A 12,793-nucleotide genomic window follows, 5' to 3' on the forward strand; every position below is an offset into this window, starting at 1 on the left:
GGAACCGGCCACCTGCCACGTGCCGTGCTTCGGCTACTCGTTCAAGAACCACCTGGAGGTGTGGCCGGAGCTGACCAAGCGCGTCCCGGTCACCATCTCGCTCGCCATCGGCGCGGCGGTGCTCTGGCTGCTCTCCGGCGTCACCACCGGTGTCATCTCCGCGCTCAAGCCGAAGTCGATCTTCGACCGGCTCTCCATGGGCGTCGCGCTGGCCGGCGTCTCGCTGCCGGTCTTCTTCACCGGCGCGCTGCTGCTCACGCTCTTCAGCTACGAGTGGCCGATCCTGGACAACCTGCAGTACGTCAACTTCACCGACGACCCGCTGATGTGGGCCCGCAACCTGATCCTCCCGTGGATCTCGCTGGCCTTCCTCTACTCCGCGCTCTACGCCCGGCTCACCCGGGCCGGAATGCTGGAGACGATGAGCGAGGACTACATCCGCACCGCCCGGGCCAAGGGCCTGATCGAGCGCAAGGTCGTCGTCAAGCACGGGCTGCGCTCCGCGCTCACGCCGATCGTCACCATCTTCGGCATGGACCTCGGTCTGCTGCTCGGTGGCGCGATGATCACCGAGCAGGTCTTCTCGCTCCAGGGCGTCGGCTTCTTCGCGGTCTCCGCGATCACCGACAACGACCTGCCGAAGATCCTTGGCGTCACGCTGCTCGCCGCCTTCTTCATCGTCCTCTGCAACCTCGTGGTTGACCTCCTGTACGCCGCTGTCGACCCCCGGGTGAGGCTGTCGTGACCGAGCTCCAGAAGACCCCGGCGGACGCCGCGCAGGCCCCGGCCGGCGCGGCGCAGGCCCCGACCGGGACGCCGTTCCTCTCCGTCCGGGACCTGCGGATCCACTTCGACACCGACGACGGCCTGGTCCGCTCGGTCGACGGGGTCAGCTTCGACCTGCACAAGGGCCGGACCCTCGGCATCGTCGGCGAGTCCGGCTCGGGCAAGTCCGTGACCTCGCTCGGCATCATGGGCCTGCACCGCTCCAAGCGGGCCCGGATCAGCGGCGAGATCCACCTCGACGGCGAGGAGCTGATCGCGGCCGGCCCCGACCGGGTCCGCCAGCTGCGCGGCCGCTCGATGGCGATGATCTTCCAGGACCCGCTGACCGCGATGCACCCCTACTACACGGTCGGGGCGCAGATCGTCGAGGCCTACCGGGTGCACCACCCCGAGGCGAGCAAGAAGCAGGCCCGGGCCCGCGCGGTCGAGATGCTCGACCGGGTCGGCATCCCGCAGCCCGACCGCCGGGTGGACGACTACCCGCACCAGTTCTCCGGCGGCATGCGCCAGCGCGCCATGATCGCCATGGCCCTGGTCAACGACCCCTCGCTGCTGATCGCCGACGAGCCCACCACCGCCCTGGACGTCACCGTCCAGGCGCAGATCCTGGACCTCATCCGGGACCTCCAGGAGGAGTTCGGCTCGGCCGTCATCATCATCACCCACGACCTCGGGGTGGTCGCCGAGCTCGCCGACGACATCCTGGTCATGTACGGCGGCAAGTGCGTCGAGCGCGGCCCCGCCGACACCCTGTTCGACGCCCCCGAGCACCCCTACACCTGGGGCCTGCTGGGCTCGATGCCGCGGCTCGACCGCGAGCTCCAGGACCGGCTCGTCCCGGTCAAGGGCACCCCGCCGAGCCTGATCAACGTGCCGTCCGGCTGCGCGTTCCACCCGCGCTGCCCGTACGCGGAGCTGACCGGCGGGCGCTCGACCACGGAGGTCCCGGTCCTGGCCGAGGCCGCTCCCGGGCACCACGCGGCCTGCCACCTCAAGGCCGCCGACCGGCACCGCATCTTCACCGAAGAGATCGCGCCCCGGCTGTGAACCCGGCTGTGACCCCGGATTCGTACCACCATTCTGGAGAGAACCGATGACGGACACCCAGGCGGCCGTGATCCCCACGCCCGCGCCCGCCTCCGACCGCGAGCCCCTGCTCCGGGTCAGCGGCCTGACGCGGCACTTCCCGATCCGCGGCGGGCTGCTGCGGCGCCAGACCGGCGCGGTGCGGGCCGTCGACGGCATCGACTTCACGGTCAACGCGGGCGAGACCCTGGGCGTCGTCGGCGAGTCCGGCTGCGGCAAGTCGACCATGGGCCGGCTGGTCACCCGCCTCGACGAGCCGACCGGCGGGACGATCGAGTTCGAAGGCCACGACATCAGCCACCTGGGCGTCGGTGCGATGCGGCCGCTGCGCCGCGACCTCCAGATGATCTTCCAGGACCCGTACTCCTCGCTGAACCCCCGGCACACCGTCGGCACCATCGTCGGCGCGCCGTTCAAGCTGCAGAAGGCGGAGCCGGCCGGCGGCGTCAAGAAGGCGGTCCAGGAGCTGCTGGAGCTCTGCGGCCTCAGCCCCGAGCACTACAACCGCTACCCGCACGAGTTCTCCGGCGGCCAGCGCCAGCGCATCGGCATCGCCCGGGCGCTCGCCCTGCGGCCGAAGATGATCGTCGCCGACGAGCCGGTCTCCGCGCTCGACGTCTCCATCCAGGCGCAGGTCGTCAACCTGCTGGACGACCTCCAGCAGGAGCTGGGCCTGACCTACCTGATCATCGCGCACGACCTCTCGGTGGTCCGGCACGTCTCGGACCGGGTGGCCGTGATGTACCTCGGCAAGGTGGTCGAGATCGCCGACCGGGATTCGCTCTACGCGAGCCCGATGCACCCGTACACCAACGCGCTGATGTCCGCGGTGCCGGTGCCCGACCCTCGCCGCCGGCACAGCGGCGGCCGCGAGCGGATCCTGCTCAAGGGCGACGTGCCCTCGCCGATCAACCCGCCCTCCGGCTGCCGGTTCCGCACGCGGTGCTGGAAGGCGCAGGACATCTGCGCCACCCAGGAGCCGCCGCTCGCCGCGCGGAAGACGGGGCACCAGGTGGCCTGTCACTTCCCGGAGAACTCGGCGCAGGACGGCGGCGGGGAGAAGGCGCTCGCCTCGGCGTGAGGCCCGTCCGACGGGGAAGCCACCACGGGCCGCCGCGGGACCGTGCACCGGCACGGCCCCGCGGCGGCCCGCTGTCGGGGGCTTCCGGGACGTCGGGGGTTTCCGGGACCCGGTGCAGTACAAGCCGGACAAGCGGTACATAGTTGTGCGGTGAGCTCGCAGATCTTCCCGTCCGACGTCCAGCAGTCCCTCGACCTGGTCGGCATCTTCGTCTTCGCCCTCTCCGGGGGGCTCCTCGCCGTCCGCAAGAACATGGACATCTTCGGGATCTGCGTGCTCGCCGAGGTCACCGCGCTGGGCGGCGGCGTGATGCGCGACCTCGTGATCGGGGCCACCCCGGTGGCGGCCTTCACCAACCTCGGGTACTTCCTCACCCCGCTGGTGGCCGGTCTGGTGGTCTTCTTCCTGCACCCCGAGGTCGAGCGGATCAACCGGGCCGTGCAGACCCTGGACGCGCTCGGCCTCGGCCTGTTCTGCGTCACCGGGACGGCCAAGGCGCACGACTACGGCCTCGGTGCCGTCGCCGCGATGGCTCTCGGCATGGTGACGGCGGCCGGCGGCGGCGTGATGCGGGACGTGCTGGCCGGCGAGATCCCCTCGCTGCTGCGCTGGGACCGGGAGATCTACGCCGTGCCCGCCCTCGTCGGTTCGGCCCTGGTGGTGATGCTGATCGGGCTGGACCGGCTGACCGCCGCCACCGGCACGGCCGCCGCGCTGACCGCGTTCGTGCTGCGGATGCTCGCCCTCAAGTACGGCTGGCGCGCTCCGCGGGCGTGGCACCGCAACGGTTCTCGCACCAGCGAGGAGTAGGCGAGCCGCCGTACGCGAGGGAGATCGCCTCGGCGGTGCAGAGCAGTTCCGGCAGCATCCGGAACAGCTCGACCGGCGCCACCCGGTCGGTCGGGGCGCTCACCGCGCAGGCGGCGATCGGCCGCCCGGCGCTGCCGGCCACCGGGGCGGCCACGCAGGCCACCGCCTCCCGGTGCTCGGCCGACTCCGCCGCCCAGCCCTGGCGGCGGACCCTGGCCAGATCGGCGGGCAGCTCGTCCTCCGGCGTGCCGTCCCCGGGCAGGCCGGCCAGCAGCACCCGGCCGATCGCGGTGCCGGACGCCGGGGCGCGGCGGCCGATCCGGGACGGCCGGGCGGTGCCGGGCCCGGACCGGCGGCCGGCCAGCTCGTCCAGGTAGAGCACCTCGCCGTCCTGCAGCACCGCCAGCTGGACGGTCAGGCCGGAGCGCCGGTTCAGGGCGGACAGGTAGGGCGCGGCGATCTGCCGGACGTCGGTCTCCTCCAGTGCCCGGTGGGCGAGCGAGAGGAGCCGGCCGCCGAGCCGGTAGCGCCGGTCGGACTGGCGGTGGACGAAGCCGTGCTCCTCCAGCGTGCGGAGCAGGCGCAGGGCGGTGGACTTGTGGACGCCGATGCTGGTGGCGGCCTGTTCGAGGGTCACCGGGCCGTCGCCGAGGGAGCCGAGCAGGGTGAGGGCGCGGTCGACCGACTGCGGCACTCCGTCCCCCTCCTCCTCTGCGGTCCGCCGTGGCTGCTCCGGCTCGTGCGACCGGACGGTACGACGCGGTGCGGTGCGGTGCGACGCGACGCGGCTCCGGTGTCCCCCTGCACGCGGTGTGCCGGAGGCGTCCGCCCCGTTCGGCCTTCCCGGCTGTCCGACCGATCACGAGCGGCCGTCAGGCTAACCGCCGGCCCCGACGGCGGCGCAAACCGCCCCCGGACGCCGGCGTCCGCCCAACGGAGCCGCGCCGGTGGGGTGTCGGGGAGGCGGGCGGGGTGCGCGTGGGGCGTGGGGGGCGCAGGTGACGGCCGGTCCGTTCGCGCGGCCCCCGGACGCGGCGCCGGCCCCGGGGCGGTCCGGCGGCCCTCTACAATCGGATGGTTATGCCATACCTGGACCATGCGGCGACCACGCCGATGCTGCCCGAGGCTATCGCCGCGATGACGGCGCACCTGGGGGTCGTCGGCAACGCCTCCTCCCTGCACGCGGCCGGCCGGCGGGCCCGCCGCGTGGTCGAGGAGTCCCGTGAGTCGCTGGCCGAGTCGCTGGGCGCCCGCCCCAGCGAGATCGTCCTCACCGGCGGCGGCACCGAGTCCGACAACCTGGCCGTGAAGGGCCTGTACTGGGCCCGGCGGGCCGCCGATCCGGCCCGGACCAGGGTGCTCAGCAGCCCGGTGGAGCACCACGCGGTGCTGGACGCGGTGCACTGGCTCTCCGAGCACGAGGGCGCGACGGTCGAGTACCTGCCGGTCGACGGTCTCGGCCGGGTCCACCCGACGGCCCTGCGCGAGGCGATCGAGCGCGATCCGGCGTCGGTCGCGCTGGTCACCGTGATGTGGGCCAACAACGAGGTCGGCACCGTCCAGCCGGTCACCGAACTGTCCGCCGTCGCGGCCGAGTTCGGCATCCCGATGCACGCCGACGCCGTCCAGGCGCTCGGTCAGGTGCCGGTCTCCTTCGCCGAGTCGGGGCTCACCGCGCTTACCGTCACCGGCCACAAGATCGGTGGTCCGTTCGGCATCGGCGCGCTGCTGCTGTCGCGCGGCGCCGCTCCCGTTCCCCTGCTGCACGGCGGCGGCCAGGAGCGCGACGTCCGCTCCGGCACGCTGGACGCCCCGGCGTCCGCCGGCTTCGCGGTCGCGGCGGCACTGGCCATCGAGCGGCGGGCGGAGCACGCGGCGGTGCTCGGCGGGCTGCGGGACGAACTGGTCGCCGCGGTGCTGGCCGCCGTCCCGGACGCGCTGCTCAACGGCGACCCGGCGGCCGAGGGGCGGCTGCCCGCCAACGCGCACTTCTCCTTCCCCGGCTGCGAGGGCGATGCGCTGCTGATGCTGCTCGACGCCCAGGGCATCGAGTGCTCCACCGGCTCGGCCTGCTCGGCCGGGGTGCCGCAGCCCAGCCACGTCCTGCTGGCGATGGGTGTCGACCCGGTGCTGGCCCGGGCCTCGCTGCGGTTCTCGCTCGGCCACACCTCGACCCGCGACGACGTCGACGCGCTCGCCGCGGCGATCGCCCCGGCCGTCCAGCGGGCCCGCAACGCCGGGCTGGCGGCGGCCGCGCGCGCCCGGTAATCCCGCTGGGGCGTCCGCGCCGAGCACGTACTCTTGGAGGCATCATGACTGACTTCCCCGGTGCCCCGACCACCCCGTCCACAGGCCGCCTGCGGGTGCTCGCCGCGATGTCCGGCGGGGTGGACTCCGCCGTCGCCGCCGCCCGCGCGGTCGAAGCCGGGCACGAGGTCACCGGCGTGCACCTGGCGCTGTCGGCCAACCCGCAGTCCTTCCGTACCGGTGCCCGCGGCTGCTGCACCATCGAGGACTCCCGCGACGCCCGCCGGGCCGCCGACGTGATCGGCATCCCGTTCTACGTCTGGGACCTCGCCGAGCGGTTCCGCGAGGACGTGATCGACGACTTCGTCGCCGAGTACGCGGCCGGCCGCACGCCCAACCCGTGCCTGCGCTGCAACGAGAAGATCAAGTTCGCCGCCCTGCTGGACAAGGCGATCGCGCTCGGCTTCGACGCCGTCTGCACCGGCCACTACGCCCGGATCGTCGACCTGCCCTCCGGGGAGCGGCAGCTGCACCGCGCCGTGGACGCCGCCAAGGACCAGTCCTACGTGCTCGGCGTGCTCGACGCCGACCAGCTGGCCCACTCGCTCTTCCCGCTCGGCGACACCACCAAGGACGTCATCCGGGAGGAGGCCGAGCGCCGGGGCCTGGCCGTCGCGAAGAAGCCGGACAGCCACGACATCTGCTTCATCGCGGACGGCGACACCCAGGGCTTCCTGGCCAAGCACCTCGGTTCCGCGACCGGCGACATCCTCGACGTGGACGGCACCAAGCTCGGCGAGCACGACGGGGCGTACGGCTTCACCATCGGCCAGCGCAAGGGCCTGCGGATCGGCCGCCCGGCGGCCGACGGCAAGCCGCGGTACGTGCTCGACATCTCGCCGGTGAACAACACCGTCACGGTCGGGCCGGTCGAGGGCCTGGACGTCACGGCGCTCACCGCCATCCGTCCGCGCTGGTGCGGCACCGAGCCGCTGGCCGACGGCCGCTACACGGCGCAGCTGCGCGCCCACGGCGGCGAGGTGCCGGTCGAGGCCTCGGTCGTCGACGGCGAGCTGCACGTCCGGCTGGACACCCCGGCCCGCGGCATCGCCGCCGGCCAGGCCGTGGTCCTCTACGACGGCACCCGGGTCGTGGGCTCCGCCACCATCGCGTCGACGGAACGGCCAGCCGTCAAGGCCTGACGGCTCCGGCCGCCCGTGCGGGGTGGTCGAGCCAGGTCCACTGCCGTCTACGGGTGACGGTCAGGCCGAACCGCTCGGGGCCCGGTCTGCCGTGCTCCTCCCACCAGCGGTGGGCGGCCTCGACCTCGTCCCAGAGCCGGCGCGGGCCGTGCTGCCGGACGGTGGAGCCGGCGTCGTCCCGGTCGACGGCCGCCCAGGAGCGGGCGTCCGTCGTCGCGACCCAGAGCCGCTCCTCGTCGTCCTCCCAGGCGGTCCACACGTCGCCGAGGCGCAGTCCGACGGCGAAACGGGCCTCCCAGTGGTCGCCGGTGATCTTCGACGGTGGCAGCGCCGTCCTGGACTCGTCGGGGACGTGGTCGTCCCGGACGACGTCGCGGAAGATCCGCAGGTCGCGCCGCTGGCTGCGGATGAGCATGAACGCCGAGTGCGGGCTGAACCGGCCCTGGGCCCGGTCCCGGTCGACGGTGAGGCGGAGCAGGCCCCAGCAGATCATCGGGTTGTCCCACGGGGTGAGGATGACGCCTCCGGGCCTGGTCTGGTCGATCCAGGGCCAGGGCACGCGGCGGACCGAGCAGGTGGAGATGATGCGGTCGTACGGCTGCCGGTGGCCCCAGCCGAGGGAGCCGTCCCCGCAGAGGACGTCCACATCCAGGCCTGCCGCGTTCAGCGACGCCCAGGCCTGCCGCGCGACCTCGGGGTCGATCTCGACCGAGGCGACGCTTCCGGGGCCGAGGCGGTGGGCGAGGAGTGCGGCGTTCCAGCCCGTACCGGTGCCGATCTCCAGCACCTTCATGCCGGACCGGACGTCGAGGTCGCGGAGCATCCGCACGACGATCGAGGGAGCCGAGGCGGAGGAGGAGGGCCAGGCATCGTCCGGGTCGGCCGGTGCCCGGCCGTCATTGACCTGGGTGATGATCGGCACGTCCGAGTAGGCCGCGTCGAACCACCGCGCGTGATCGGCTTCGAGGTCGCACGGCTCATAGCCGCCGTGGCCGTCCTCCAGCCAGATCCGCTGGGGGAGGAAACGATGGCGCGGGACAGCCGTGATCGCTTCCTCCCACTCGTGGGGAACCGGGCCGCCGAGTGCTTCGCCGACGGCCCGGAGCAGGCTGCGGGTGGCGGCCTGCTCCGGTCGATGCGCGGGGTTCGTCACTTCTTGCCGTCTTCCTTCTTGTGCTTGGGCTCGGGCGCCGGCCGCGCGCCGTCGGGGGACGGCTTGCTCGTGCCGGGGTCCTTCTTGCCCCCGTGCTTGCCGCCGCTGTTCTTGTCGGTTCCCCAGGCCATGGGCCCTCCAGATGCTTCGTTGCTGGTTGTCGGGTGGTGGCGTGGCGCGCCGCTACCGGTCCGGCGGCCGGGGCGTGGGCGGCCTGGACGGCTTGGGCCGGGCCGGTTTCGGTTCGGATTTGGGCATGAAGGTGCTCCTCGTTGGAGGGGACGAGCGTGGTGATCCCGCCCGCGCCGCCCCGACGGCGCGGGCGGGGGGCTTCAGTGGGTGCGGTTGATCAGCACCAGGGCCGCGACGACAAGGTGGAGTCCGGCCGCCGCGGACACTCCGTAGGCAGCCCAGACCTGAACGGGCTCGGGGACGGAGGGCGGCGGATCTTCGGGGTGGAGACGGTCATCCGGGGACTGCGAGCTCACCGGGCGGTCGGCTTGGCAACCGTGAGGTCGGCGTGGACGACCTTTCCGAGCGGGAGCGGAGTGACGCCCCAGCAACCGTGGGTGAGGTGATGCACGAGGGCCAGGCCCCGGTGGCACTCCTCATCGCGCGAGGCCTCGATCAGCACGGGCAGTGCGCGCGAGCCGTCGTACACCGAGATCCGCACGGTCGTCCGGGAGATGAGCCGGACGGTGACCATCATCTGTCGCCGGCATCCGGTCCTCGCCGCGTTGGTGACCAACTCGCTGGTGATCACCTTGGCCGCGTCGACCAGCGGGCCCAGCCCCCACTCCGTCAGTACCCTCGTGACGAACTGGCGCGCCCGACCGGGCGACTCCGGCGCGTAGGGCAGCAGCACTCCGACTGCCGCAGGGACCGGGGGCGAACCGGTGTCCGGAGGCGCGTGAGTCTCCAGCAACGCATGTGGCATGGCAACTCCAAGTTGAACTGGACCAGCAACTGGATCGAGCACCTGAACAGATGACATCGGGGCAATCGAGGCCGCAGACCGGTGAGTCGGGACTACGATTTCCGAGCCACACCGCGGCTCCGTCTCGTATCCACGACGCTACGCCGCGTGGCGCACCGTTCCGACGGACCGCCAGTACGAGTTACCGGGGTCGATCGAGGCAGTGGGAGTCCCGATGGCTGCTCAGGCGCCGAGAAGGCAAGCATCAACACTGACTGAGAGTCGGCCTGTGCCTGATCGAGAACCGGAAGGTGCCGTTACTGGCTATCTCTTCAAGGTCATTCGTGAGCAGATTCCGCGGACCCAGGAGGAACTGTCGGAGGAACTCGGCATAGACAAGAGCACGCTTCAGGGGTGGGAGTCCGGACGGCGTCCCTTGTCGTCCACCAAGGCAGGCAACCTCGTGGCGATGCGTCGCAAGCTGATCCTTCTTGGCGCCCCGCCGCGCCTGGTGGACATGCTCCCCACCGCGTTGGACGCTGATCTCCTTCTGGGCGAGATTCTCAGAGCGGAGCCGACGAAGGCCCGGATCGATGAACACCCGCTCGCGGGGTGGGTCCTTACCCGTGATACGACGCACATGATCGGTTGGGCGGTCAGCGGGGTCCTCCCCGGAGTGGTCGCTGCGCACTCGACGATTCCGGCGGCGCGACGTGGTCCGGTTTCGTCGTCACCCTTGCTCGAACCCGCCCTGAGAACACGGTTCTTCCAGAAGCTCCGAACTGCCTCGGACGTTGCCGAGAAGGCAGGAGCGGACGCTGCTCTCCTGCGCAGACAGGTTTGGTACCTCGCTTCGTATGACCGGCAATGGGACGCTGCGAGCTGGTTTGACGGGTTGCGTCGCAGAGGTGTTCTGACTGCGACTGTCGATGGCTGGTCGCCACGCTGGGCCGAGGCAAGATCGGTGGCGGCGGCATTGGCGCGCCAGGGCGACCCGACCTTGATGAGGGATTTCATCAACAGGTCCATCGCCGACCATGACCGGGCCGAGGCGGCAAATCTGAACTACTGGGCGCACTGGCTCGGACTCGACAGCCGACCACAGACGGACGACTGCTTCATGGCAGAGCGCGACCGGCCGGTCTGGGATGCCTCAGCGCTGCTTCGGGAGCTCGCTGTGCGGCTCGACCGGGCTGTCGAGTACACCGATCTGTACATTCATTCGATTTGGGCGCTGGTGCTCTTTCGTCGAAGTCTGCTCGACTCCGATCCCTACGTGGCAAGGGAATTGATCCGAAGAGTTCGAGTCCTTCTCGACGATGGAACCCTGTCCTCCGAGTCTCGGCGCAGGCTGGAGTCGGTGTACTACGGTCTCCGGATAGGCGGCTACGACGTTTGAGGGAAGGCGGCTATGGCAGAGGGTGAGCAGGCAAAGGGTACGGCGGGCTACCTCTTCGAGGCGGGGATGCTCAAGCGGGCGAAGCGGTCGGGCTGGTGGATCGCCGGGGTGAAGGACCCCGAGACGATCGCTGAGCACTCCTTCCGTACCGGCGTCGTCGGTGCGGTTCTCGCGATGATGGAGGGTGCTGATCCTGCGCAGGTCGCGCTGCTCTGCCTCTTCCACGACACGCAGGAGACTCGCATCGGCGACATCCCGCACATCGGAAGGCGGTATCTCACGGCTGCCTCGAACGAGCAGGTCACCGCCGATCAGGTCAGCGCTGCCCACCCAGCCGTAGTGGCCGGAGTCCAGGCGATCGTCGAGGAGTACGAGAACGGCGAGAGCCTGGAGGTGGTCGTCGCGCACGATGCCGACAAGCTGGAATGCCTGATCCAGGCCGTCGAGTATCGGGAGCAGGGCTATCAGAACGTGCAGCCCTGGATCGACAGCAGTCTCGGCAGCCTGAAGACCGACTCGGCTCGGCAACTCGCCGAGGCGGCGCTTTCGATGACCTCGCTGGAGTGGCAGAAGGTCTACCTCGCGTGACGGCTCCGGGCCATGGCGTTGGGAGGCTCCAGTCAACGCCGCTCCACTCGGTCTCCGTCGCGGGTGTGGTGGTGCGCGAGGACGGCCGGGTGCTGGCGATTCGGCGCGCGGACGACGGCACCTGGGAGCCTCCGGGTGGGGTCCTGGAACTCGCGGAGGCGCCGGAGGAGGGGGTGCGGCGTGAGGTGTTCGAGGAGACCGGGATCAAGGTCCGGGTGGAGCGGCTGACCGGCGTCTACAAGAACGTGGCCCGCGGCATCGTCGCGCTGGTGTTCCGCTGCCGCCCCGAGGGAGGCGTCGAGCACCTCTCGGACGAGTCGATCGGCGTCGACTGGCTCCTGCCGGCCGAGGTGTCGGAGCGCATGGCCGAGGTCTACGCCGTGCGGATGCTGGATGCTCTCCGGGTGGACGACGCCGCACCGAGCATCCGGACGCATGACGGCCGGCGCCTGCTCGGGGGGTGGGCACGGGCCGTGGGGTAGCCGCCCGTCACGGGTCGAGGCGGATGGAGTGGACCGGGCCGAGGTCGGCGGCGACCCAGCTGCCGGCGGGGATGGTGGCGCCGGTGCAGTCGCCGCCGTCGAAGCGGTGGCAGAGCGTCGCGCCGGCGCCGCCGTGCCGGTTGTTGACCACCCAGTGCCAGCCGTCGTGGCCGGACAGGTTGTGGGCGCCGGCCGACCAGTAGGTGTCGGTCAGGGTGCCGCTGCCGGCGGGCTGGTCCCGGGCGTAGATGCAGACGGCCCCGGCCGGGCAGCCGTAGAGGTCGGCGGCGTGGGCGCGGTCGGTCCCCGGCAGGCGGGTCATCAGGCTCCCCTTCGCGGGTTCGTGCGCGGCGAACCGTCGTTCACCAGCCACATGGATGGCGTGAATATGACAACTACCACGCCCGTGACGCCACCGGGTAGTGGGCGAACCACTCCTGGGGCGAGGGTGCACCGCTGGGGCGGAAAAGGCCGTGAGCGGGCGCCGGACACGTGATAGACGAGTACCACTATGAACATCACTGTCTTCTGCTCCGCGTACTCCCTCGACGAGCGGTACACCGCTCCCGCCGCCGAGTTCGCCCGGCTCCTCGGCCAGGGCGGGCACACCCTCGTCTGGGGCGGCTCCGACGCCGGGCTGATGGGCCTGCTCGCCGACGGCGTGAAGGCGGCCGGCGGCCGGCTCGTCGGCGTGCAGGTCGAACTGCTCAAGCACAAGGGCTACACGGGCGCCGACGAGTTCGTCGTCACCCGTGACCTGGCCGAGCGGAAGGCGCAGCTGCTGATGCGCGCCGACGCCGTCGTCGTCCTGGTCGGCGGCCTGGGCACCCTCGACGAGGTCACCGAGGTGCTGGAGCTGAAGAAGCACGCGCTGCACGAGAAGCAGGTGGTCGTGCTGGACACGGAGGGCTTCTACGCCGGCCTGCGGACCCAGCTGGAGCGGATGGACACCGAGGGCTTCCTGCCCCGCCCGCTCGGCGAGCTGATCACTTTCGCCGACACCCCCGCCGAGGTCTTCGAGCAGCTCAAGGCCTGAGAGGATC

The 12,793-nt window shown here is 71.5% G+C and carries 15 protein-coding genes; 10 read left to right on the plus strand and 5 right to left on the minus strand.

Annotated elements, in window-relative coordinates; genetic code table 11:
* From MCM47_RS36420 to MCM47_RS36435, 4 genes are all read left to right on the plus strand, one after another.
* Positions 1-745, plus strand: a 745-nt coding sequence (locus MCM47_RS36420; RefSeq protein ID WP_238951309.1) for an ABC transporter permease, incomplete at its 5' end; no start/stop codon positions are given.
* Positions 742-1,833, plus strand: a complete 1,092-nt coding sequence (locus tag MCM47_RS36425; protein ID WP_238951310.1) for an ABC transporter ATP-binding protein — start codon at positions 742-744, stop codon at positions 1,831-1,833. The genes MCM47_RS36420 and MCM47_RS36425, both read left to right, overlap by 4 nt.
* Positions 1,834-1,879: 46 nt before the next feature.
* Entirely contained in the window at positions 1,880-2,953 is a 1,074-nt protein-coding gene (locus MCM47_RS36430; RefSeq protein WP_238951311.1) for an ABC transporter ATP-binding protein, read from the plus strand.
* Between the two features lie 150 nt (positions 2,954-3,103).
* A complete protein-coding gene (locus MCM47_RS36435; RefSeq protein ID WP_238951312.1) occupies positions 3,104-3,763 on the plus strand; it encodes a trimeric intracellular cation channel family protein in 660 nt (219 codons plus the stop codon).
* Here MCM47_RS36435 and MCM47_RS36440 read toward each other — a convergent pair.
* Complete coding sequence (locus MCM47_RS36440; RefSeq protein ID WP_238951313.1) at positions 3,699-4,457, minus strand: IclR family transcriptional regulator; 759 nt, start codon at positions 4,455-4,457, stop codon at positions 3,699-3,701. The two genes, MCM47_RS36435 and MCM47_RS36440, sit on opposite strands and share 65 nt — an antisense overlap.
* Positions 4,458-4,843: 386 nt before the next feature.
* On the opposite strand from MCM47_RS36440, the gene MCM47_RS36445 reads away from it, so the two are divergent.
* Together MCM47_RS36445 and mnmA are read left to right on the plus strand one after the other, a co-directional pair.
* Positions 4,844-6,031 (plus strand): cysteine desulfurase family protein, encoded by a 1,188-nt coding sequence (locus MCM47_RS36445; protein WP_238951314.1) that lies wholly within the window; start codon positions 4,844-4,846, stop codon positions 6,029-6,031.
* A gap of 44 nt (positions 6,032-6,075) precedes the next feature.
* Complete coding sequence (gene mnmA, locus MCM47_RS36450) at positions 6,076-7,212, plus strand: tRNA 2-thiouridine(34) synthase MnmA (protein ID WP_238951315.1); 1,137 nt, start codon at positions 6,076-6,078, stop codon at positions 7,210-7,212.
* On the opposite strand, the gene MCM47_RS36455 is transcribed toward mnmA, so the two are convergent.
* The 3 genes from MCM47_RS36455 to MCM47_RS36460 form a co-directional block, all read right to left on the minus strand.
* Positions 7,202-8,365, minus strand: a complete 1,164-nt coding sequence (locus tag MCM47_RS36455; RefSeq protein ID WP_238951316.1) for a methyltransferase domain-containing protein — start codon at positions 8,363-8,365, stop codon at positions 7,202-7,204. The genes mnmA and MCM47_RS36455 overlap by 11 nt on opposite strands.
* Positions 8,362-8,496, minus strand: coding sequence for a hypothetical protein (locus MCM47_RS42095; protein ID WP_255753290.1), 135 nt, complete (start codon positions 8,494-8,496; stop codon positions 8,362-8,364). Before MCM47_RS42095 ends, MCM47_RS36455 begins: the two co-directional genes overlap by 4 nt.
* 353 nt (positions 8,497-8,849) lie before the next feature.
* Positions 8,850-9,230 carry an ATP-binding protein gene (locus MCM47_RS36460; RefSeq protein ID WP_238951317.1) on the minus strand — a complete coding sequence of 127 codons (381 nt, stop codon included), beginning with the start codon at positions 9,228-9,230 and terminating at the stop codon, positions 8,850-8,852.
* A gap of 340 nt (positions 9,231-9,570) precedes the next feature.
* Here MCM47_RS36460 and MCM47_RS36465 point away from each other — a divergent pair, with 340 nt between their 5' ends.
* The 3 genes from MCM47_RS36465 to MCM47_RS36475 are packed head-to-tail and all read left to right on the plus strand — an operon-like array spanning position 9,571 to position 11,750.
* The gene (locus MCM47_RS36465; RefSeq protein ID WP_238951318.1) at positions 9,571-10,680 is read left to right on the plus strand and encodes a DNA-binding transcriptional regulator; all 1,110 of its coding nucleotides are present in this window, start codon (positions 9,571-9,573) and stop codon (positions 10,678-10,680) included.
* A gap of 12 nt (positions 10,681-10,692) precedes the next feature.
* Entirely contained in the window at positions 10,693-11,268 is a 576-nt protein-coding gene (locus MCM47_RS36470; protein WP_238951319.1) for an HD family hydrolase, read from the plus strand.
* Positions 11,265-11,750 (plus strand): NUDIX domain-containing protein, encoded by a 486-nt coding sequence (locus MCM47_RS36475; RefSeq protein WP_308222602.1) that lies wholly within the window; start codon positions 11,265-11,267, stop codon positions 11,748-11,750. Before MCM47_RS36470 ends, MCM47_RS36475 begins: the two co-directional genes overlap by 4 nt.
* A 7-nt stretch (positions 11,751-11,757) precedes the next feature.
* On the opposite strand, the gene MCM47_RS36480 is transcribed toward MCM47_RS36475, so the two are convergent.
* Complete coding sequence (locus MCM47_RS36480; RefSeq protein ID WP_238951321.1) at positions 11,758-12,072, minus strand: hypothetical protein; 315 nt, start codon at positions 12,070-12,072, stop codon at positions 11,758-11,760.
* A 189-nt stretch (positions 12,073-12,261) separates the two neighbouring features.
* On the opposite strand from MCM47_RS36480, the gene MCM47_RS36485 reads away from it, so the two are divergent.
* On the plus strand, positions 12,262-12,786 hold the full coding sequence (locus MCM47_RS36485) for a TIGR00730 family Rossman fold protein (protein ID WP_238951322.1): 525 nt from the start codon (positions 12,262-12,264) through the stop codon (positions 12,784-12,786).
* The last annotated feature ends 7 nt before the right edge of the window (positions 12,787-12,793 follow it).

This window comes from Kitasatospora sp. A2-31 (assembly GCF_022288725.1).
Lineage (GTDB): Bacteria > Actinomycetota > Actinomycetes > Streptomycetales > Streptomycetaceae > Kitasatospora.

Bases quoted from the DNA above. Each gene is read 5' to 3' on its own strand.
- MCM47_RS36430 (WP_238951311.1), top strand. From the start codon at position 1,880: ATGACGGACACCCAGGCGGCCGTGATCCCCACGCCCGCGCCCGCCTCC.
- MCM47_RS36445 (WP_238951314.1), top strand. From the start codon at position 4,844: ATGCCATACCTGGACCATGCGGCGACCACGCCGATGCTGCCCGAGGCT.
- mnmA (WP_238951315.1), top strand. From the start codon at position 6,076: ATGACTGACTTCCCCGGTGCCCCGACCACCCCGTCCACAGGCCGCCTG.
- MCM47_RS42095 (WP_255753290.1), bottom strand. From the start codon at position 8,496: ATGGCCTGGGGAACCGACAAGAACAGCGGCGGCAAGCACGGGGGCAAG.
- MCM47_RS36470 (WP_238951319.1), top strand. From the start codon at position 10,693: ATGGCAGAGGGTGAGCAGGCAAAGGGTACGGCGGGCTACCTCTTCGAG.
- MCM47_RS36480 (WP_238951321.1), bottom strand. From the start codon at position 12,072: ATGACCCGCCTGCCGGGGACCGACCGCGCCCACGCCGCCGACCTCTAC.
- MCM47_RS36485 (WP_238951322.1), top strand. From the start codon at position 12,262: ATGAACATCACTGTCTTCTGCTCCGCGTACTCCCTCGACGAGCGGTAC.